Annotated in this window: 19 protein-coding genes and 1 tRNA gene; 15 read left to right on the forward strand and 5 right to left on the reverse strand. The window is 37.2% G+C overall.

The window, feature by feature from the left end; all coding sequences use genetic code 11:
- Positions 1–132: 132 nt before the first annotated feature.
- Positions 133–1416, forward strand: coding sequence for an NAD(P)/FAD-dependent oxidoreductase (locus tag TOL5_RS17715; protein WP_151781278.1), 1284 nt, complete (start codon positions 133–135; stop codon positions 1414–1416).
- Between the two features lie 86 nt (positions 1417–1502).
- Complete coding sequence (locus tag TOL5_RS17720) at positions 1503–4436, forward strand: FAD-binding and (Fe-S)-binding domain-containing protein (protein WP_221260555.1); 2934 nt, start codon at positions 1503–1505, stop codon at positions 4434–4436.
- Positions 4437–4820: 384 nt separating this feature from the next.
- Here the strand turns inward: TOL5_RS17720 and TOL5_RS17725 are convergent, their stop codons facing one another.
- Positions 4821–5693, reverse strand: coding sequence for a LysR substrate-binding domain-containing protein (locus TOL5_RS17725; protein WP_227560669.1), 873 nt, complete (start codon positions 5691–5693; stop codon positions 4821–4823).
- A 118-nt stretch (positions 5694–5811) separates the two neighbouring features.
- Between TOL5_RS17725 and TOL5_RS17730 the strand changes: the two genes are divergently transcribed.
- From TOL5_RS17730 to TOL5_RS17740, 3 genes are all read left to right on the forward strand, one after another.
- Entirely contained in the window at positions 5812–6513 is a 702-nt protein-coding gene (locus TOL5_RS17730; RefSeq protein WP_046761397.1) for an SDR family oxidoreductase, read from the forward strand.
- Between the two features lie 64 nt (positions 6514–6577).
- Positions 6578–6769 (forward strand): 4-oxalocrotonate tautomerase, encoded by a 192-nt coding sequence (locus tag TOL5_RS17735; RefSeq protein ID WP_009585671.1) that lies wholly within the window; start codon positions 6578–6580, stop codon positions 6767–6769.
- 68 nt (positions 6770–6837) lie between these two features.
- Positions 6838–7416 (forward strand): pyridoxamine 5'-phosphate oxidase family protein, encoded by a 579-nt coding sequence (locus TOL5_RS17740; protein ID WP_151781280.1) that lies wholly within the window; start codon positions 6838–6840, stop codon positions 7414–7416.
- 19 nt (positions 7417–7435) lie between these two features.
- Here the strand turns inward: TOL5_RS17740 and TOL5_RS17745 are convergent, their stop codons facing one another.
- The 3 genes from TOL5_RS17745 to TOL5_RS17755 form a co-directional block, all read right to left on the reverse strand.
- Positions 7436–8335: a LysR substrate-binding domain-containing protein gene (locus TOL5_RS17745; protein ID WP_004827757.1), complete on the reverse strand. Its 900-nt coding sequence runs from the start codon at positions 8333–8335 to the stop codon at positions 7436–7438.
- Positions 8336–8557: 222 nt separating this feature from the next.
- Positions 8558–9430: a DMT family transporter gene (locus TOL5_RS17750; RefSeq protein ID WP_009585654.1), complete on the reverse strand. Its 873-nt coding sequence runs from the start codon at positions 9428–9430 to the stop codon at positions 8558–8560.
- A gap of 98 nt (positions 9431–9528) precedes the next feature.
- On the reverse strand, positions 9529–10926 hold the full coding sequence (locus TOL5_RS17755) for an amino acid permease (protein ID WP_221260556.1): 1398 nt from the start codon (positions 10924–10926) through the stop codon (positions 9529–9531).
- A 383-nt stretch (positions 10927–11309) separates the two neighbouring features.
- Between TOL5_RS17755 and TOL5_RS17760 the strand changes: the two genes are divergently transcribed.
- Entirely contained in the window at positions 11310–12476 is a 1167-nt protein-coding gene (locus tag TOL5_RS17760) for a hypothetical protein (RefSeq protein ID WP_151781592.1), read from the forward strand.
- Between the two features lie 513 nt (positions 12477–12989).
- Here the strand turns inward: TOL5_RS17760 and TOL5_RS17765 are convergent.
- Positions 12990–13076: transfer RNA gene (locus TOL5_RS17765), tRNA-Leu, on the reverse strand.
- A gap of 184 nt (positions 13077–13260) precedes the next feature.
- On the opposite strand from TOL5_RS17765, the gene queA reads away from it, so the two are divergent.
- From queA to secF, 9 genes are all read left to right on the forward strand, one after another.
- Positions 13261–14316 (forward strand): tRNA preQ1(34) S-adenosylmethionine ribosyltransferase-isomerase QueA, encoded by a 1056-nt coding sequence (gene queA, locus TOL5_RS17770; protein ID WP_034708215.1) that lies wholly within the window; start codon positions 13261–13263, stop codon positions 14314–14316.
- 118 nt (positions 14317–14434) lie between these two features.
- Positions 14435–15451 carry a hypothetical protein gene (locus tag TOL5_RS17775; RefSeq protein WP_221260558.1) on the forward strand — a complete coding sequence of 339 codons (1017 nt, stop codon included), beginning with the start codon at positions 14435–14437 and terminating at the stop codon, positions 15449–15451.
- A 101-nt stretch (positions 15452–15552) separates the two neighbouring features.
- Positions 15553–16578, forward strand: a complete 1026-nt coding sequence (locus TOL5_RS17780) for a membrane protein (protein ID WP_005030970.1) — start codon at positions 15553–15555, stop codon at positions 16576–16578.
- A gap of 19 nt (positions 16579–16597) precedes the next feature.
- Entirely contained in the window at positions 16598–17167 is a 570-nt protein-coding gene (locus TOL5_RS17785; protein ID WP_005030971.1) for a LemA family protein, read from the forward strand.
- Positions 17168–17457: 290 nt separating this feature from the next.
- Positions 17458–17874 (forward strand): hypothetical protein, encoded by a 417-nt coding sequence (locus TOL5_RS17790; RefSeq protein WP_004827746.1) that lies wholly within the window; start codon positions 17458–17460, stop codon positions 17872–17874.
- 227 nt (positions 17875–18101) lie between these two features.
- Positions 18102–19232, forward strand: coding sequence for a tRNA guanosine(34) transglycosylase Tgt (gene tgt / locus TOL5_RS17795; protein ID WP_004827745.1), 1131 nt, complete (start codon positions 18102–18104; stop codon positions 19230–19232).
- 134 nt (positions 19233–19366) lie between these two features.
- Positions 19367–19696 (forward strand): preprotein translocase subunit YajC, encoded by a 330-nt coding sequence (gene yajC / locus TOL5_RS17800; protein WP_004827744.1) that lies wholly within the window; start codon positions 19367–19369, stop codon positions 19694–19696.
- Positions 19697–19749: 53 nt separating this feature from the next.
- Positions 19750–21651, forward strand: a complete 1902-nt coding sequence (gene secD, locus TOL5_RS17805) for a protein translocase subunit SecD (RefSeq protein ID WP_004827743.1) — start codon at positions 19750–19752, stop codon at positions 21649–21651.
- A gap of 7 nt (positions 21652–21658) precedes the next feature.
- Complete coding sequence (secF, locus tag TOL5_RS17810; protein ID WP_009585739.1) at positions 21659–22630, forward strand: protein translocase subunit SecF; 972 nt, start codon at positions 21659–21661, stop codon at positions 22628–22630.
- Positions 22631–22785 lie beyond the last annotated feature (155 nt).

Here is a 22785-nt window from a genome sequence, read left to right on the forward strand (position 1 = left end):
TATTATAATCACAGGGTTAAATGAGCATATAACCTTATTTAACCCTTAAAATGCAAAAGTATATTGAATGATCTAAAAAACAACAACATTTTGATGTTGCGATTTGATTGCTATAAGGATAGAGCAATAATCATGTTAAAAAATCAAGTATTATGGTCAACCCTCGTGGATAATGTACCTCATTTCCCTCAATTACAAACAGATATAAATATTGATGTTTGTATTATTGGTGGCGGATTCACTGGTCTATCAGCAGCAATTCATTTAGCAGAAGCAGGACACCGTGTCGTAGTCGTAGAAAGTTTAGAAGTTGGTTCTGGAGGATCTGGGCGTAATGTCGGTTTGGTCAATGCAGGAACATGGGCTCAACCAGATGAGCTAAATAAATATTTGGGAGAAAAAGTCGGAGAAAAGTTGACCACAGCATTAGGTCATGCACCACAACTGGTCTTTGATACGATTGATCGCTTAGGTATACAAGCACAAGATACTCGCACTGGTAATCTACACATGGCGCATAACTCGGAAGGTGAAGCTGATATTGATCACCGTTACCTTCAACTGAGTCGTCGCGGTGCAAATGTTGAAGTGTTGACAGGTGCAAAATGTCATGAATATTGTGGGACAAAAGTGGTTCAAAAAGCTTTACTTGATAAGCGAGCAGGAACCATAAACCCATATGCCTATGTCACAGGTCTAGCACAAGCTGCCAAGCGTTTAAATGTTGAAATTTACGAAAATTCATCTGTGAATGAGATTGTGAAAAGCGACTCGCAATGGTGTGTTAAAACCACCTCCGGAAGCATTACTGCGGATAAAGTTGTTTTAGCAACCAATGCTTACACACAAGGTGAATGGACTGAAATTCTAAAAACTATTTATTTTGTTAAATATTATCAAATTGCCTCTGAACCTTTGACTGGCTCAATTGCAGATAAAATTTTACCTTATAAAAATGGTTCATGGGATACACGTTTAGCGTTATCAAGTATTCGCCGAGATAAAGAAAATCGTCTGTTACTCGGAACTGTCGGTGGACATGAAGGAAAAGAGAGCATTTATCATTCTTGGGCTGATCTAATCACCCAAAAATACTTTCCTGAATTGGGTAAACTCAAATGGCAATATCAATGGACTGGAAAATTTGGATTTACCACAGACCATATTATGCGTATTTTTGAACCCGCACCAGGAATTGTGGCTGCAACTGCCTTTAATGGTCGAGGGATCACAACTGGCACATTAATGGGAAAAGCATTTGCTCAGTATCTTCAAGATGATGACCGTGAAAACTTACCGCTACCTTTTAGTGATCTGGAATCAAGCAAAGTCTCTTTCCGTAATGCTCGAGCAATGTTCTATGACTGTGGCATTACCTTATATCACGCAGGTCAATGTTTAAGAATTATCTCTTAAATGACCAGGAGTTAAAGAATTCTTAACTAAAACTGTCATTGCCAAAGCAAGACAATGCTTGTTCGTGATTTTAATAAGGCATATATATGAAACAGGATTTAGCAGTTATAACGCAGCAGTTTATTGAACAACTCCAATCCAGTTTTGAAGGTGAAATAGATTGTTCCGAAGCGACTCGCCAAGTATTTTCTACAGATAATTCAATTTATCAATACCATCCGCAAGCGATTATTTATCCGAAACATCAACATGATATTGAAATGATTATGCGGCTTGTGAGTGAACATCAATATCAATCTGTAGTATTGACTGCTCGCGGTGGTGGTACAGGAACGAACGGACAATCTTTAACAAATGGAATTGTCATCGACGTTTCTCGACACATGAATAAAATATTATCGATCGATGTTCAACAAAAAAAGGCTATTGTTCAGGCTGGTGTCGTCAAAGATCAACTCAATGCTGAATTAAAAAAATATGGTTTATTTTTTGCTCCTGAACTGTCTACTTCAAATCGAGCAACCATTGGAGGAATGATTAATACAGATGCAAGTGGACAAGGGAGTTGCCGATATGGAAAAACACATCATCACGTAACGCGTTTATCTACAGTATTAAGGGGTGGTGAGATTTTACATTCCCAAGCATTAAAACGAGAATCATGGCAACAACAAATTTTAGATAAAACACCCTTTCAGAAAAATTTATACCACCAGATTTTTACAGTCGCTAAAATTAATCAAGACATAATTAAAAATAGTTTCCCATCGTTGAATCGATCATTGACGGGTTATGATTTGCCTAATTTATTGGATGATGAATATTTTAATCCAAACGCCCTACTCTGTGGTAGTGAAGGAACTTTAGGCATTATTATCGAGGCAGAATTAAACGTTTTAGAAATTCCAAAGTATCGACTGTTAATAAATATCGGCTATACCAACTTTCAGGATGCATTAAAAGATGCCAATGTGCTCATGCAACATAAGCCACTATCAATTGAAACGGTTGACTCCAAAGTCTTAAATTTAGCTAAAAATGATATCGTTTGGCACAATGTCGCAAAATTTTTTCCAGACAATCATTTAGAAAAACCGATTGAGGGGATTAATTTAGTTGAACTTGATGCAACAACTGAAATTGAATTAAAACAACATCTAGAAGATTTTTTACAGCATTTATCTCAAGACAGACAAATCGAACGACTCAGTACCACTGTTGCATGGGGAGAAACTGAAATTAATCACGTTTATGCAATGCGTAAGCGTGCAGTCGGATTATTGGGTAATGTCGAAGGGGAAAAAAGACCTCAGCCTTTTGTTGAAGATACAGCCGTTCCCCCTGAGTACTTGGCGGAGTATATAGCAGATTTTAGACAGCTTTTAGATCATCATGGTCTGGAATACGGCATGTTTGGACATGTTGATGCTGGTGTACTGCATGTACGCCCGGCATTGGATATGAAAGACCCCAAGTCATTGGGAATGATAAAATTAATTACAGAGAAGGTCGTCGAATTAACGCATCATTATGGTGGTGTGTTATGGGGAGAACATGGTAAAGGCTTGCGTTCTGGTTACGCCCCTATATTTTTTGGACAAGCCTATCCCCTATTACAACAAATCAAAGCGCTTTTTGATCCATTTAATCAACTCAACCCTGGGAAAATTGCAACGCCTGCAACATTACCCACCAGTAAATTGATCGGACTCACCGAAATTCCGCTACGCGGGGATTATGATCGTCAAATTTCAAAGATCGACTGGAATAATTTTGGCACGACCATGCACTGTAATGGAAATGGCGCATGTTTTAATTATGATTTGAATGATCCCATGTGCCCTTCTTATAAAGTGACACGAAATCGTATTCACTCTCCCAAAGGACGTGCAACATTAGTGAAAGAGTGGCTTAGAAGAGAGGAAAATCAACAATCCAGTATGGGTTTTGATCAGGAGGTATATGAGGCTTTGCATGGTTGTTTGTCTTGTAAATCCTGTATTGGACAATGTCCTGTTAAAGTAGACATTCCTGATGCAAAAGCGCGTTTCTTAGCCCACTATCATCAACGATATCCTCGTCAACTTCGTGATTATATATTGGCAAAATTAGAATTTGTCTTACCGCAAGTCGCATCTATTTCATCTTTATATAATGTGACACAAAGACTGTCCTTACTAAAATCATTCCAGAGAAAAATACTCAGAATGACAGATATCCCATTGTTTCATCCTAAAGTAAAGGAAAAATTACAAATATATGGTGCAGTCCTCGTTGATCAGGACTTAAATAATTTACCCAGTAATGAGCTTGATGTGGTTTTCATTGTACAAGATGCATTCACACGCTATTTTGATACTTCTGTCTTTTTGGATTTAATCACGCTAATCAAAAAATTAGGGGCTATCCCTTATGTATTGCCCTATTTCCCCAACGGAAAACCTTTACATGTGCATGGTTTCCTAGATGAGTTTGAAAAACTGAGAAGAAAAAATATTACCCTCTTAAATCAAGTTTCTGATTTAGGCTATCCTATAATCGGTTTGGACCCAGCAATGACTCTAGTTTTTCGTCAAGAATATCATAAAAGATTTACTGAAGATTTACCTGAACTCCATTATCAAGTCATGCTGGTACAAGAATGGCTAAAGCAACGCTTGGACAAGTTTGAACTGCCAGAATTATCAACAACTCAATCCATTTATTATTTAGCTGGGCATTGCACTGAGCGCACACAAGAACCTAAATCGAATCAAATGTGGAAAGATATTTTTCAAGTGTTTGGCTTAGAACTTAAATCCCTTGCATTAGGATGTTGTGGTATGGCTGGAACTTATGGTCATGAAACTGAACATTTGAATCAATCAAAAGTGATTTACCAACAGTCATGGCAAAGTAAGGTAGAACTATATCGCCAACGGATTTTAGCAACTGGATATTCATGTCGAACTCAAGTCAAACGTTTAGAAAAAACTCAACTTCGCCATCCTATTCAGGTTCTGTTAGAAAAATTGGGCTGAGTCTTAAATATCATCGGGTCTGTTGACCTTTTATAAATGGCTCTTGTTATAGGTTAAAATTAGGCATGAGACCGATACATTTTAAAGCATGAAACGAAGAAAATTGCGAAACTATTTTTAAGTTCCATAATGCATGGTTAAGATAGTTTAGCCACAACCCTGAGCAAAAATAAAGTATGGCTTTGTCCTTGCTTATATCTCCCAGCTCAACATGGCGACATCGATGTCGCCTCGCCATAGAAAGACCATCTATAACTCAAAAATGCAAAAAATATGTTTAAGCAAAACTTTTAAAAATTCATATAAAAAATATCAAGTACATTGGATATGAACGATTCAAATCACATGTCTGAATCATCAAGTGCTTTGACTCAAATTAATAAATCATTGTGAATTCATTAACCATGACTTTACCAATGGCAAGGATGGTGGTTGATGAGGTTTTCGTGGTGATATGAGGTAAAAGCCTGATCCTGTATCGAGTGTAATTGAATTTAAACGTATTAATCGCCCTGCCTCTAAATCATCTTTGACAAAATTTAGGCAAGTTAAGGCTATCCCTTGCCCAGCAATTGCTGAATCAATGGCAAGTGAGGTCTGATTAAAATAAATATTTTTAGAATTAAACAAATCATGATCAGGAAAAGCGACCTGAAGATATTTAGGCCAAAAATTATGGGCATCATGAATTAAAGTATACGATTGAAGACTTTTAGAATCATGCGGATGCCCTATTTTTTCAATGAGCAAAGGATTTGCTACAGCAACCACCTGGTTTTCAAAAAGCAAATCGGCATTCACACTATTTTCAAAAGGTGGGGCTGCTAAACGGATAGCTAAATCAATTCCATCTGTGCCAAAATTTTGTACCTTTGGACTCGCAACAACTCTTAAATCCAAATCAGGATAAGTCTCTGCAAATTCATTTAAACGAGGAAGTAACCATTTCGCAGCAAATGAGGGGGGAACGCTGATAGTAAGATAGGGTTGAGTCGGATGTAATATTTCTGTTGCTTCTTCTAATATTTTAAATGCCTGTTTTACACTTATCGCATATCGATATGCACTCTCAGTCATTGTTAATTTTCTTGGTGTTCTTTCAAATAATTTGAGACCCAACTCCTCCTCTAAGCCTCTAATTTGTTGAGCCACAGCAGCTTGTGTGACCCCTAACTCATCAGCAGCTAATCTAAAATTTAAGTGCCTTGATACAACTTCAAATACATATAAACCCTTTAACGATGGAAGCTTTCTCATGAACTTAGCCAATAGTTTTTCTATCTGATCATACAAAATAATATCGTTTGTTTGCGGTGTACTCAACACTTAAACTCAATAAATAAAATGATTACCATCTATAGTGAGGAAGATGAAAATGGTTGATAAAGTTGCAGTTATTACAGCCGCAGGGAGTGGCATGGGCGCCGCAGTCGCAAGAAAATTGGCCAATGAAGGATACAAAGTAGCCATTCTTTCTTCTTCAGGAAAAGGGGAAGTGCTTGCTCAAGAGTTAAATGGTTTAGGTGTGACTGGCTCAAACCAGTCTCCTGAAGATATTCAACGCCTGATTGATGAAACACTTAAACGTTGGGGACGAATTGATGTCTTAGTTAATAGTGCTGGTCACGGTCCGCGTAAAGGAATTTTAGAGTTAACGGATGAAGATTGGCATGCTGGTATTGATACTTACTTTTTAAATGCTGTACGTCCAACTCGTTTAGTTGTACCGATTATGCAAAAGCAAAAAAGTGGTGTGATTATTAATATTTCTACTACATGGGCATTTGAACCAAGTCCATTATTCCCAACCTCGGTGGTTGCTCGTGCAGGTCTAGCTGCCTTTACAAAAATCTGCTCAGATCAGTATGCCACTGACAATATACGTTTTAATAATGTCTTACCAGGTTGGATTGATAGTTTGCCAATGACAAACGAACGCAGTGATAGTGTTCCAATGAAACGTTATGGTACTACAGAAGAAATTGCAGCGACGGTCGCATTCTTAGCTTCAGAAGGTGCTGCATATATTACTGGTCAAAACATTCGTGTAGATGGCGGTCTAGCTCGTTCGATCTAATAACAAATATCAGTGATTATTGGGATAAAGCGATGTAGCTTTATCCCTTTGGGAGTTTTACAAAATGCCGTTAATTACAATTGAACTTGCCCCAGGGCGTACACATGCGCAAAAGAAAGCGTTTATGCAAGAAGTCACAACCTTGACTTCAATGATATTAAAATGTCCAACAGAGACCATTGATATTATTTTTAAAGAAATACCATCATCTGATTGGGCACATGCAGGGAAGTTTTACGCTGAACCTGATCAATAAGATTTTAATGATATAAGGCTGGAATTAAAATCTTACAGCCTTATCCTATCGGTCAGACGAGGTGTTATATGGGTATACCGCTTAAAAGTGATTTATTCAAACAAATTATAGATCACCTGACCCAAGCTTCTATAGAGCGCTCCCCTTTTACCCTGATGCAACTTGCGACCATAAATTCAAAAAATGAACCTAAGCTTAGGACAATTGTACTTCGCGACTTCAACGCAGAGAAAGCAATAATTTCTTTTTTTACTGATACACGTTCTCAAAAAATAGAAGAAATAAATAATAATCATAAAGTTGCTTTAGCTGCATTTGATCCTAAAGGAACCCAATTACGAATCGAAGGTGAAGCAAATATTATTCAAGATACGCAAACAAAAAAAGAAGCTTGGCATAAATTAAAACAACACACCCATTTACTGTTTAAAACATCGGTTTCACCTGGCAAAAAAATTGCTTCACCTCACGAAGTCAAATATATAGATGAAGAATATGGCAATAAAGAACCATCGATTTTTTTTGATCTTATTGATATCCACATAACAAGTTTAGAGTGGTTGGACCTGAATGAAAATCCCCATATAAGATGTTTTTTTGAAAAAGATAAAAATGGAGAATGGCAAGGACAGTGGTTAGCCCCTTAATTATCCAATCTTTTGCGTTTTAACATTCATTTAAATGATCTTGAATCCATTGTGTAATTGTCACGACTTTTGGCGTTTTCGCCATCGATGTTGGATAAGTCATATAATAAGCTTTGGTATTATTTAATTCATAAGGCCAAGCCAAGATTAATTTTTGAGTTAATAACTCTTCTTCAATCAAAAATTTGGGAATAAGTGCAACACCACAACCTATTATTGCCGCATTAATACATGAATAAAAAGTATCAAATCTTGGACCAATAAATGGGTGTTCATTTACGAACTCTTGCATTTGAAAATATTCATCCCATGCTCTAGGACGTGATCGACATTGAATTAAAACATGACAATGAAAGTCTTCTAAACTATTAAAAGGCGTTTGTGTAATTTCAGGAGAACACACGGCTACACACTGCTCTTCAAATAATTTGATGCTGGTCATATCCCTCCAGACGCCTTCACCATATAAAAAGGCGATATCTGCTTGTAAATTTTCAATTTCAGAATCATGAATTTGTTCTTGAACATCGAGATGTATATTGGGATGAGATTTTCCAAATCCTTTTAATGCTTTAATCAACCATCTCGCGCATAACGTAGGGTGAACAGCGATATTCACCGTCTCTGCTTCACTCCCATGTGCCAATATATTTAAAACAGAGATTTCGATTTGATTGAGTATCTTTTGGGCTTCTGCCAGGAATATTTTACCTGAAGGAGTAAGATTTAAACCCTTTAAAGAACGGTCAAATAAAGTCGTGTTAAGGCTATCCTCTAAATGGATGACTTGTTTACTTACAGCACTTTGAGTCATGTGGAGGACTTGAGCAGCTTTGGTAAAACTTAGAAATCGAGCAGAAGCTTCAAAGCATCGTAATGATGTCGTCGATGGAAAAGTTCTGGATGTCATTTTATGCATTTTTTAAATTCCTTTTTTTTAATATTGAAGAGTGCCCAAATCCATTGAAAGTTACTTGTTTTTTAGTCTGCCATATCATTGCTTTGACCAAATACCTTTAGATCACTGACTCAATAATACGAATTTCAATTTAACCCATTCAGTAAAAAATAAAAATTCAAAAAATACCCAATCAAGCAGATATTTTTCATCTTTTCGCTGTCCTTTTTAACAACAATCATCTTAACCTAGCTTTGTAGTTTGGATGACAATGACTCCTCCGATAATAAGTGTGAGCGCGAACCACTCAATTGCTGTTACATTTTCCCCCATTACAGCACCAATAATCACAGCAATGACAGGTGCTATATATGTTGCAACTGAAGCTTTCACTGCTCCTAATTTTTGAATAATGTAATAATACAAAAGAAAGGCTCCTCCCGTACCCATTACACCTAGCCCAATAATAGTACCTAAAAGTACATGTCTATCAGAATATATTGTTGTAATACCTTTAAAATCAATGAATAAAATAAGTATCAGTACTGCTATACCTAATTGCCAAGTTGCAAGTGCAATGGATGGTATCTCTAATGGCAAAAGATAATATCGGGCATAAACAAATGAGATACCGAAGCTCAAAGATCCGACCATTACCCAGAATATTCCCATTAATGAAATAAATTCTGAACTTTCCCACGGACGAGCACTTAAGATAATCCCCGAAAAACTGAGCGCAATACCCATAATGACGCCTAGTGACAATCGATCTTCACGCAAAAAAATGAGTGCTGCAAGTAAAGTAAAAATAGGAATAATTCCACTTAATAATCCAGCGATACTACTTGGTAATAATGCCGTTCCAGCAACAATACCATAGTAATAAAGGATCGCTGCTAAAACAGACATGACCACAAAATGCTTTAGATAACGTAGTTGCTTCAATGAAATACTTCCTGTATACAAAGCAACGATTAAAAGAGGGATGAAAGCAAAGAAAATCCGCATGAATACCGTCTGAGCTGGAGAAATTAAAGCGGTCGCCCATTTCATATAGATGAAATTGCTTCCCCAAATGATACCCAGTAAGACAAGTGCAGCATAAGCACGCAACATAGTGTCCTTAACTCCTCAGAGCATTCATAACATTCGAGCTCCACAAGAGCTCGAACTCATTTGATTAAAGAATTCTTTTTGACAGTTGTCTCGTATATTTAAGAATTCGATTTATTCTTTATGAATTTAACAATGAAACTAGCACTCACTGTACCAATTGCCAAAACTAAAGTGACTATGGTTTCGTACTGATACTTTTCATTCACAAACATATATCCCAATGTGAGTGTAATTAAAGCAATGACAACATAAGTCAAATATGGAAAACACCACATTTTAAAATCAAGCTGAATACCTTGTTTGTCTAATGATTTACACATTTTTAATTGAGATAACGCGATAATTAAATAAATGAGTAAGCTAATTGCGCCTAAGGTAGATAAAAAGAAGAAAAACAATCCCTCAGAAGCATAATAATTAAGTCCTAAACAAATGATTGAGAAAATGGTGGTGACGATAACTGCTGTTCGTGGTACACCTGCCCGGGTTACATTAGCGCATATTTTAGGTGCATCTCCACGACTTGCTAAAGAAAACAACATACGAGAACTTATGTAGGTGCCTGTATTTAAAACACTGCTTACCGAAACGAAAACAACCAGATCCATGATGAGTTTTGAACCCGGCACATTTAGAACATGCAGAACATACTGAAACGTTCCCATTTCCTGTAACCCTTTATCTGTCCATGGCACGATACACAGCACTAGAAAAATGGAAAGTACATAGAATATTGCAATACGATAAATCACCAGATTGGTTGAACGGCGAATTTCCTTGCCTGGATGTTTTGCCTCTGCAGCAGCAATTGACAACATTTCCACACCAAAGAATGAAAACATCACAATTAATATCCCAGACAGAATAGCCCCATAGCCATGAGGAAATAGTCCGCCATGCTGATATAAATTAGCAATACCACTAATATTTGGATTTAATGACCAATAACCCAAAATTGCTGAAACACATATAACAATGAAAATAACTATGGCAGCAACTTTAGTTAAAGCAAACCAAAATTCAAACTCACCAAATTTTTTTACGTCGAAAAGATTTGTCAAGGTTAAGATTAAAAGAATACTAAAAGCAAAAATAGCGGGATGTACATCAGGAAAATAAGCAACTAATATATTTGCCCCCATTATTGCTTCAAAAGCAACAACTAACATCCAAAACCACCAGTATAACCAACCTGTGGTAAAACCAGCCCAATGTCCTAATGTTTTTTCAGCATAAACTGAAAATGAGCCTGAGTCTGGATGTAGCACTGCCATTTCACCCAACATACGCATCACTAAGAACACTAGAATACCTACAATCATGTAAGAAAATAATATCGTGGGACCAATCGTATTAATGGCTGATGCTGATGCAATAAATAGACCAGCACCAATAATTCCACCAATTGTTATCATACCCACCTGTCGGCTTGATAAACTGTGGCATAATTTATTGTCCGTATCACTACGATTAGATATATTGTCATGTTGTTCCATTGAATCCTTCCTTATAAATTTTAATTGTTTATTGATCCATATATTAAATTTAGAAAAATTCTAATAAACGACTACAGTACACTCCATTTTATAACTGTAGATAATTGATCGATTCACAAAACTATCAATTTCAATAAACTAATTTAGTATGTTTTTACTGATTCTGACCTACAAACGAAAAAAGGGAATGTCTTTACGACTTATTTTCGTAGACATTTAATGCATGCAATATTCTTTTTCTTTTCGTGTTTTGCTATTAATAAATCAAAGAAAATCCATGTTCTAAATTTCTCCATATAGAAATTCATAACAAATATATTTTCAAGCTTCAGTCTGGAGCACAAAAAAATAAATTCAGTAAATCAATATCAAGGAAGATATCAATGTTTAAATTCAAATACTTAGCTATAAACTTGACCCTATTATCTATATTTTATCCTCAGATGGCACAAGCTTCCTCTCAAATCGGAGATCCCCAATCGAATCTTGGGGCACTTACATTTTCAGGATGGCTACGTGCAAATATTCAGGATAAAAACTATTCGAATGATGAACATAAGCTCAAATTTGATGCAGCAAAATTAGCCATTCAATATGACGCAACCCAATTCTTTGGTAATTTTGAATATCGTTGTTATCAATTTGATGAAATCTGTGATTTTTCTTCTTTGGTCAATGCCAATCTTGGCTATAAGATTAATCCAAGTAATCGTATAACTATTGGGATACAGGATGTACCTTTCGGACCTGGTCGTGGCTGGTCAACCAATTGGTTTGGAGACATTACTGTGACTTCAGGTTTATCAGATATTCACCATTTGGGCGTGAACTTCAATACTCAGCTCTCTGATGATACGACAATCGACCTCGCCTATTTCGTCCGTGATGCGGGAAGTTATGTAGGAGATAGTAAAAATGCTGCACGATATTCTGCCAGTTATGTCAATCCCAATGATCCGAATGAAACCCGCTTGCAAGAAAAAAATATGCTCGTTTCACGTATCGATCAAAAATTACCTCAATGGATTGACGGACTGAATCTAAGCGCAGGAGGCTCTTATTGGTATTCACAATTGGATAATAAAACCAATAATCAGACAGGGCATCGTAATAGTTGGGCTATTTTCTCTCGTGCTCATTATAATAACTTTAATTTAACATTAACGACTGGTAGGAACAAAATTAAAAACAAAGATCTATTACAACCTAATTATTCCGTCATGGGAGCATTTGATACAAACTATTATGTTGCAAATGATGCTGATTTCTATGCCATCGATATTAATTATGCTTATAAAGATCCAAATGGTCGTTTTAATCTAACACCGTATGCGACTTATTCGCTATATAATAAAAATATTGATGATTATAAAGACTCAACACGTCATACGATTGGAGCACAACTTGATGTGAAAAAGTTCTCTTTTGCAACAGAATATATCTTTGGAAAAAATGATCCATTTATTAACGGAAATATGCAATCCTTAGCAATAGCTGATAATAAACCGACCCATAAAATGTTAAATTTATTGTTCTTCTATAATTTTTAATTTACTTGATTATTATTTTCAATCTAATCATACGATCATAGTAGAAAAGAAAGTTCTCCAGTTTGCTCAAGAGTCATATCTTAATCAAATCGTGGGAACTTTCCTTCGGTTTTCTACTTTTGAGTTCAATTATTTTGAGGGGGGATTACCCAAGGCTTCTCGAAGTGTAAGTACTCTTTTACTCTGCAAAGCAGTTGAGGTAGATGCATTTAATATCAGATCTCTTTCAGTTGCTCTGCTCCAGTTTGTCGCATCAATTTTCTTTTCAAATGTTTTTTGTTTTACGCAAACCATTTAATTCTACGTCTGCTTTCCACTTTTTATTTGGTCGTTGATAAACCGAAATACTCATCTATAAATTAACTCCATAAATCATAATCCCACCCGGGTGGAAAACAGGTGGAGATATATACCCAAATATCCCAAAAAAAACATAAATGCCAGAAACGACAAAGCCCCAAGCCTTTAATATATAAGGCTTGGGGCTTTGGAGAATATTGCTATTCTATATTTTGGTCCCGAGGGTCGGACTCGAACCGACACGTCATCGCTGACAGTGGATTTTGAGTCCACCGCGTCTACCAATTTCACCACCTCGGGAGAGGTTGTGTGCGTATAATAGCGCGTTTCATTTTCTTGTCAACGACAAGTTTTCACATTTGTATAAAATTAATGCATATCTGGTTTTTTTGGATTATAAATCACCAATTTCAGCCTTTAATTTGAAAAAAGACTATACTAAGCGCAGTTTTTAAATCTCCAATGTCAGTTTTTCTTTCCCATGATGCAACTCTCTGATTTTAGTTTCGAACTTCCCGATGAACTTATCGCACGCTACCCGCTTGAAACACGTAGCGCTTCTCGCCTTTTACATCTCAATGCAGATGGCTCATATCAAGATCACAGTTTCACCGATATATTAGATTTATTCGATGAAGGTGACTTGATGGTACTCAATGATACCAAAGTGATGAAGGCACGCCTTAAAGGTAAACGAGCATCTGGAGGTGCAGTTGAAGTCTTGGTGGAGCGTATATTTGATCAAACTATTGCACATTGTCATATCAAAGCCAGTAATTCACCTAAAGCAGGTGCTGAACTATTTATTGGTGTAGATGGTGTTAAAGCCACTGTACAAGGGCGTCATGAAAACTTATTTATTGTCGAGTTTTCTCAGCCTATTTTGCAGGTTCTGGATTTGTATGGGCAATTACCTATACCACCTTATTTTAATCGAGAAGCTGAAGCGATCGATACTGAACGCTATCAAACCGTATTCAATGATCCAACCAAGTTAGCAAGTGTTGCAGCACCGACCGCAAGTCTGCACTTTGATCAAAGCTTGCTGGAAAAATTAAAACAAAAAGGTATCCAACAAGCTTTTGTGACCTTACATGTCGGTGCAGGTACATTTTTACCTGTGCGGACAGACAATATCGAAAATCACATTATGCACAGTGAATGGTGTGATGTACCTGAGGCAACCGCAAAACTTATTCAAGAAACCAAAGCACGTGGGAATAAAGTCATTGCAGTAGGGACCACAGCAACACGTGCATTGGAAAGTGCTGCACAAGCTTCAGGTGGTAAAATTGCGGCTTGGACAGGAGATACCCAAATCTTTATCTATCCTGGCTATCAGTTCTGTGTGGTGGATCGCTTGATCACTAACTTCCACTTGCCTGAATCAACGCTGTTAATGCTGGTTGCGGCATTGTCCAATCGAGACAATATTTTAAATGCTTATAGACATGCAGTTGAGCAAAAATATCGGTTCTTTAGTTATGGCGATGCCATGCTGATTGAAAATGCAAATACAGAACAAATGACAGCAGAATAGTTTACGCCATAATTTACAGCACGACCTGCAAAGTATTCATTCAAAGGATGCTTTGCATTTAAAATCATTTTTTCGTTACAATTAAGCTTCTGAAAACTCGTCACAATAATGAATAAAGATGAATGATTTACCAACAAAAATTCAAAATGCGTTTAGTCAACAACATGTCAATAATGGTAAAACCCAAAGTAATATTGATTCAATCAACCGATTATTAGCTTCAACTGAAAATTTTGAGCACTTGATCGAAAAGTTAAAGCATTGGCAAGATGATCCAAGCCTGTCTATTCAAAATTATACCTTTTGGCTTTTTATCTGTGTGGGTATAGGCGTTGCCATTTTGGCTTTTTTTACTCATCCAATTCTATTTTTATTTGCAATAGCCAGTATTGCCTTTGCTTTTTATAAACGTACTTCAACCAAGCCACTCAATCAACTCATAGATTATCTCCAGCAAAAGAATTTAGAGGCAAAATATCAAATTCGCTTCTTTCCTAATGAGACGGATAACAAAATTATCTCTCCTTATGATTTTCCGTTATTTGGCTTAGGGGACTATGAAAATTCAATTCGCAATACCATTTACGGCACTTGGCAAATTAATGGTTTCATCTATCCATATATGTTGTTTAACTATCATTATGTTGACGAAGTTGAAACTCGCGATTCGGATGGTAAAACAAAAACTGAATATCGCCATTACGATTTATGGGGAATCATTGTTGAGAATTTTCCAACCCAAGGTATCAGTATTTCTTCCAAACAAAACCGCGCGTGCCGATTTGGAACGAAATGGTCCAGTGGCGATATTCGTTTTGACAATCAATATCAACTCAGCGGAACCAACGAAATGCGTTTGGCTAAATTTTTCAGTCCCAATCATGTACTCATGCTTGATCAGGCGATGTCGAATTTCAAAGGTGATTTTTACATTCACCCACAACACCCAGCACTGTGTTGGTTATTTAAGATTGACATCACCAAACCGCATTTGCCAGTGAATCAAGTCCAGACTGTACATGACCTAGCAGCTCAACTGGAAAGCATGAGCATGCCTGATTATGAGCAACTTAAACAATCACTCATAACAATATTGCAAGAAGTTCAACCTAACACTGAAACAAATAAGTTTTAAAAATAAATAAGTTAATTGGTATTTAATGTGATTTATCGCATAATTATCGATAAAGTATTTAAAATTTTAGTTGCTGAAAGGCCAAATCATGATGAGCAATTATGCCTATAGAAACCGTTGAACGATTACTGCATTACCGCACTCGAAAAAATCAACATGTGATGCGTAATATTGCTCGATTGTGGGAGATTGGGCAACAGGCTCAATCTGCACAAGATATTTTGGATGGTCTACATCCCTGGGGTGAAAGCAAAGATCTGTTTTTCTATAATGTAATTCCTCGATTTTTGTTTATTTTGGGGATAGCAACTTCGCTAATTGGCTGGTTTTTTCATCCATTCATCCCCTATCCACTGGTGCTTTTAGCTGGATTATTATGTTGTTTTGCTGCCTATTTAATTTATGAGCCCAGTGACCCAATTGACGAAGTCATTAATTTTCTAGAGCAGAAAATAATGTTGTTGCGGTATGACTTGCATTTCAATAAAACACCAACTCATATCTCGACCACAAGCAATACCTTATTGGTCATGAGCAGATTAAAACAAACCTTTCCTTTTTTTGCCCAAGGCAATGTATCAAATGAAATCGAACAATTTGCCTCTACAGTTTGGTTTGATGGAGAACAAGAACATCATGTGATGTTGTTTCAATATCATTATATTGATGAGTTTTCACTCCCAAATAGCCAAGGTGAAAAGCAAAAAATCAGAGAAATACACAAAGACCAATGGGGCGCTTTTATTTTTCAAATGCCTGCACTTGGATTTGCTGCCAGCAACAAACACCATGAGTTCACACCGCCGTATACACAACGCTGGAAAACAGCCGATATTATGGTCAACCAAAACTTATATATTTTTGGCTATAATCAACATCAATTGGCAAGAACCATCAGCCCAAGTATTACCTTAAAATTAAGTGATTTTTTTCAACAATATTCAGGTGATATTGTTTATCATTTTGAGGAAAATATGCTGTGCTATATGGGTGATCAAAACTTATTTCGAATTGCTCGAAAAAAGCAAAGCCCTCAAGATATCTCGGCACTACGTGGACATTTAAGAACATTAACCATGCCTGAATATGAAAAATTCAAACAGAGCATGCTAAACTTGATTTCATAAATCATAAGGAATAATCAGAATGGGTTTAATCATATTTATTGGGATTTTTATCGCCATTATCGTTTGGGGCATTTTAGTCAGAAATAATATTGTGCGTTATTTCAATGCAACCCAACGTGCATGGGCCGAAGTGGCGAATTTTGAACGTCAAAAAGTAAAGACGCTTGAGACTTTAGAACAGACACTGGCGCAATATACTCAATTTGAAAAATCCACCTTAGAAAAAGTGACTGAATTACGTCAGCAAATTTTGAATTTAAATTTAAACAATACTGATGTTTCTCAATTACAACATGTTGAAAAACTCAACCAAGACTTAATGAAAAGCCTAAATGTTGTTGTTGAAAATTACCCTGAACTTAAGGCTGATACACTGTATGCAAAAATGATGGATGATATTCAAGAGCAAAATGAAAATGTCGGTGCAGCGATTACAATCTTCAATCGTAATGTTGAAGAATTTAACAACACTATCGAAATCTTCCCGAATAATATGATTAACACCATCACTTTAGCGAAGAAGACGATTCGTCCATTTTCAGATAATGTTGTAACTCAAAACTTTGATTACAAACCAAATTTCAATTAGTCACCAACATCTCCCCAGACCTTTTGTATACCTTCTTAGATAAATGCTAAGAAGGTTTTTTTGAATTTTCGTTTTATACTATGAATGCGTCAAATAGACTTATTTTAAAACCAAAATATAAATCATCATTTGCAAATCTCGATCATCTTTGAAGATAAATACAGCTATTTTTAGATTAAAAAATGACATTTCGATCATTTTCTGATATTTTTCAAACCGCTAAAAAAATGACTATTTTTAGAACAAAACGATCAACTTATAAAAAACAATCTAAAGATTGGAGTTATACAATGTTAAAAAAACTATTCATGATGTTCTGTCTGTGTTTCATATGGCAAGCTCCTGCTCAAGCAAAAGGACTCTTGGTTTTCAATACAGGTGATGAAATGTTTAAAGTTGGTGCATTTCCACAAGAACTCATCAGCCAATATGAAGACCTTAAAAGCTTAAATGTAGGCTACAAATGTAGTCACTTCGGAATTTTATGGGCAGATGTGAGAACATGGGATTGCACACTGGTTGGAATGACTGATGCTGAACCAGATACTTTTTATGAATTACCTGAAGATGTGATTGCATCATTAAGTAAAAATCCTGATTACCAAGAAAATAAAATGCAACGCAATTTTTGGAATCATTATGGCATTTTTATTTTAGTTCTTGCGATTATTGGGTTAATCGTCATGGGGCGCAAAGCCAAAGATTAATCGGACGGTTAACCTAAAAGAAGTGGACCAAAGTCCGCTTCTTTTATAAAGAATAAAATACAAACACCTGCAACTATCTATTCGCATACATATAAATCAAGTCATATCTTCAATTTTTAACATGATGAAAAATAACATGACTGGTATTCAACCCTAAAATCAGGGAAAATAGCCCCTTTTGCAATTATCAATCAGCGAACTGTTTTTTCGCCAGATTTAGGTCATTTATGAAGTTTGAAAAATTAGGTCAGTCGGGGCGTGCTCGTCGTGGTCGTTTAACTTTAGCACATGGTGTCGTTGAGACACCTGTGTTTATGCCGGTCGGTACCTACGGTACTGTTAAGGGGATGTTGCCACGTGATATTGAAGATATCCAAGCACAAATTATTCTAGGAAATACCTTTCACCTTTATTTACGCCCTGGATTAGATGTTATTCGTGAACATGGCGGTTTGCATGAGTTTATGAAATGGGGCAAACCTATTCTGACGGACTCAGGTGGCTTCCAAGTATTCAGTCTTGGAGCAATGCGCAAAATCAAAGAAGAAGGTGTGACCTTCCGCTCTCCAATCGATGGTTCAAAAGTCTTTTTATCACCTGAAATTTCAATGGATATTCAACATACCTTGAACTCAGATATTGTGATGATTTTTGATGAATGCACACCATATCCTGCAACACATGAGGAAGCCCAAAAGTCATTACAATTGTCATTGCGTTGGGCAAAACGTTGTAAAACTCAACATCATGATGTGCTTAAAAATAAAAATGCCTTGTTTGGAATTATTCAAGGTGGCATGTATGAAGATCTTCGTGAAGAGTCTTTAAATGGTTTAAAAGAAATCGATTTTGATGGTTTTGCAATTGGTGGACTCTCAGTAGGCGAACCAAAAGAAGAAATGATCAAAGTTTTGGATTATCTCCCAGCGAAAATGCCAGCAGATAAACCACGTTATTTAATGGGCGTAGGGAAACCAGAAGATATCGTTGAAGCAATCCGTCGTGGTGTGGATATGTTTGACTGTGTGATGCCAACACGTAATGCACGTAATGGTCATTATTTTGTTACAGATGGCTTAGTACGAATTCGTAACAGCCAATATCGCCATGATCAACGTCCATTAGACCCGCATTGTGACTGTTATACCTGCACCAACTTCACTCGTGCCTATTTATTCCATTTAGAAAAATGTGGTGAAATGCTCGGTTCAATGTTGGGTACCATCCATAATTTGCGTTATTACCAACGCTTTACCCAAGATATTCGTGATGCTTTAGATCAAGGTACTTTTGATGAATACGTGACAGATTTTTATCAACGTCGCGGTTTAGAAGTTCCACCTTGTCCTGTGGACTAATGCCCCAATATAAAGCTGAATTGAAGATTAATTCAACAGTATTTGCGCTGAAACCCAAGACAAGGTAAATTGCAGAACAAGTCGATTTAAAAGCCATGCAAATGGCAGAAAATTTTTAACATTAGGAAACTGAAATGAGTTTATTTATTTCTTCTGCTCACGCTGCGGCAGCGCCTGCACAAGGTCCAGGCATGATGGCAAACATTTTGATGATCGTTGTATTTATCGCGATCTTCTATTTTCTCATCTGGCGTCCTCAAGCAAAACGTGCAAAAGAACACCGTACTTTAATTGAAAGCTTAGGTGTGGGCAGTGAAGTTGTATTTGCAGGCGGCTTAATGGGTCGTATTCTGAAAATCGACGGAGACTTTGCAGTGGTTGAATTAGGCAAAGGAAATGAAGTGAAAATTCAACGTGCAAGTGTTATTTCAGTTCTGCCTGAAGGCACATTAAATAACCTTTAATCATAAAACGGTCGTGCACTTAGCACGACTTTTTCATTTTAAGAAGAAAGCGAATGCGTTACCCTGCATGGAAATATTTATTGATTCTAGTGGTACTAGTAATCAGTACATTATACGCGCTGCCAAGTTTATATCCTGATGAACCTGCTGTTCAAATTTCGGGTGCCAAGGCTGGTACCACGATTGACAAATCAGTGATACAAAAAGCAGAGCAAATTTTAAAAAGTGAAAATATTAGCAGCCATGATAATACTTTCACCAACAATGCTGCCCTCTTACGTTTAAGCACATCAGAAGCCCAATTAAAGGCAAAAGATGTACTAAGCAAAGGTTTGGGTGAAAACTATACGATTGCGTTAAACCTTGCGCCAACAACACCTGAGTGGTTACAAAAAATTGGTGCTAAACCAATGAAGCTCGGTTTGGACTTGCGTGGTGGTGTTCATTTCCTACTTGAAGTAGATATGGATAAAGCGATTGCACAGCGTATGGAAACATCAGCAACTGATTTACGTCGTGAATTCCGTGACAACAAGATTAATTTCAATAGTCTTGCATTGAATAACAATGTGATTACCATTCAGTTTGCCAATAATGATGACCGTGCAGCGGTGATGGATTTCTTACGTCGCGATGGAAATAAATATAATCAACAAGCTTTAGCTACAGATACTGGCTCTACGCTTAAGTTGACCTATAACGATGCGACCAAGCAAGACATTCAGTCTTATGCTTTAAACCAAAACTTAACCACACTACGAAATCGTATCAACGAATTAGGTGTGGCTGAAGCCTTGGTGCAAAGTCAAGGTAGTAACCGTATCGTGGTTGAACTGCCGGGTGTACAAGATACTGCTGAAGCAAAACGTGTATTAGGTCGCACTGCAAACTTAGAGTTCCGTTTAGTTTCAGATTTAAATGATCAATATATTGACCGTTTTACCGGTAAATATAATGGGCAACCTTTACCTCCGGGTACTGAGGTTTTTGCTTATGAATCGTTAGACAGTGGTCGTGAGTTATTATTAAACCGCAACCGTATTTTAACGGGTGAACGCGTCCAAAATGCATCAAGTGGCTTTAGCCAAGATACTGGTGGCGCTGAAGTAAATATTACTTTGGACACTGCTGGCGGTAAGTTGATGTCAGATGCAACACGTAACGCTGTTGGTAAACGTATGGCAGTTTTGTTTATTGAAAATAAACAAAAAATTACCTCGGTTCCTGATCCTGTTACAGGAGCAATGACTGAAGTCCGTACACCATATACAGAATCTGTTGTGATCAATGCTGCGAACATTCAAGCTGTATTGGGTTCATCTTTCCGTATTACAGGCTTAGACTCACCTCAAGAAGCGTCTGAACTTGCTTTGATGCTTCGTGCAGGTGCGTTAGCTGCGCCAATGTACTTTGTTGAAGAACGTGTGGTTGGTCCGAGCTTAGGTCAAGAAAATATCGACAAAGGTGTACTCTCTACCCAAGTTGGTTTCATCCTTGTTGCGCTTTGGATGATCGTATTCTTCCGCCTATTTGGTTTAATCGCAGATATTGCGCTAGTGATTAACTTGGCAATGCTTCTGACAGTCATGTCTTGGATTGGCGCTTCATTGACCTTACCGGGGATCGCGGGAATCGTGATCACGATTGGTATGGCGGTCGATGCCAACGTACTGATCTGCGAGCGAATACGAGAAGAAATGCGCTGGGGCGCCTCGCCCAAACAAGCGATTATTGCAGGTTATGATCGAGCCTATAACACCATTCTCGACTCAAACTTAACCACATTCTTGGTTGCATTTATTCTGTTCGCGATTGGTACAGGTCCGATTAAAGGCTTCGCGGTTACACTGATGATTGGTATTATTTGCTCAATGTTTACTGCAATTACAGTCACTCGTGCAATTGTCCAACTCGTGTACGGTCGTAAACGTAACTTGAATAAGTTGAGCATATAGGAGATCGATGATGACTGATGTGACTCAACCGAAAAAGAAATATGGTCGCCCTGATGATGAGCATATAATTAATTTCATGAAGATTGCCAAACCAGCGGCAATCATCTCGATCATTTTGACCATCGCCAGTATCTTCTTTATCGCAACCAAAGGCTTAAATCTAGGATTAGATTTTACAGGTGGTGTTTCTGCTGAGTTGAATTATCAACACGCAGCAAAACCTGCTGATGTAATTGCCAATCTAGACCAAGCTGGCTTTAAAGATGCTGTTGTACAAACATTAGGTTCAAATAAAGACCTTATTGTTCGTATGCCTGCGCAAGATCTGAAAGTTGAAGACTTAAGCAATACCATTACTAAAGCTGTTCAATTACCGAATAATGCTGCTGTTGTTCATAAAGTGGATTCTGTCGGTGGTCAGGTAGGTAATGAACTGTATTTACGTTCTGCCGGCGCTGTTGCACTTGCAATGTTGCTTATGCTGATCTACGTGACCATTCGCTTCGAGTTTAAACTTGCAGTGGGTGCAGTCCTTTCATTACTGCACGATGTAATCGTAACGATTGGTATTTTTGCAATGATGCAGTGGCCATTCGACCTTACAGTCTTGGCAGCGATTCTTGCATTAATTGGTTTCTCACTAAACGATAACATCGTCGTATCAGATCGTATTCGTGAAAACTTCCGTAAGATTCGTGGTGCAACCCCATTAGAGATCGTCAATATTGCATTGACTGAGACCTTAAAACGTACCATTCATACCTCAATGACCCTATTACTGGTTGTACTTGCAATGATGTTCTTGGGTGGTGATGGTTTACACTGGTTCTCTGTGGCGATGTTTATTGGCGTATTTGTAGGTACTTATTCGTCAATCTATATCGGTACTGCATTTGCTTTGTGGCGTGGTCTTAACCGTCAAGACTTTATTGTTCAAGTTAAACCTGAATTTGAAGATGAAGAACACATTCCTCACTAAGCTTCAGTTTTAATTGGAAAAGCTCATCTTTGGATGGGCTTTTTTATGCTTAAAATTTACCTCACAACGCAAAGAAAATGGTCGTGTTATGATTGCTAAGACATTGTTCTACTTCACAATTGGATAAGCATCTAGAATTCACAAGCACAAAAACG

The sequence above is a fragment of the Acinetobacter sp. Tol 5 genome, from assembly GCF_019702905.1.
In the GTDB taxonomy this organism is placed as follows: domain Bacteria; phylum Pseudomonadota; class Gammaproteobacteria; order Pseudomonadales; family Moraxellaceae; genus Acinetobacter; species Acinetobacter bereziniae.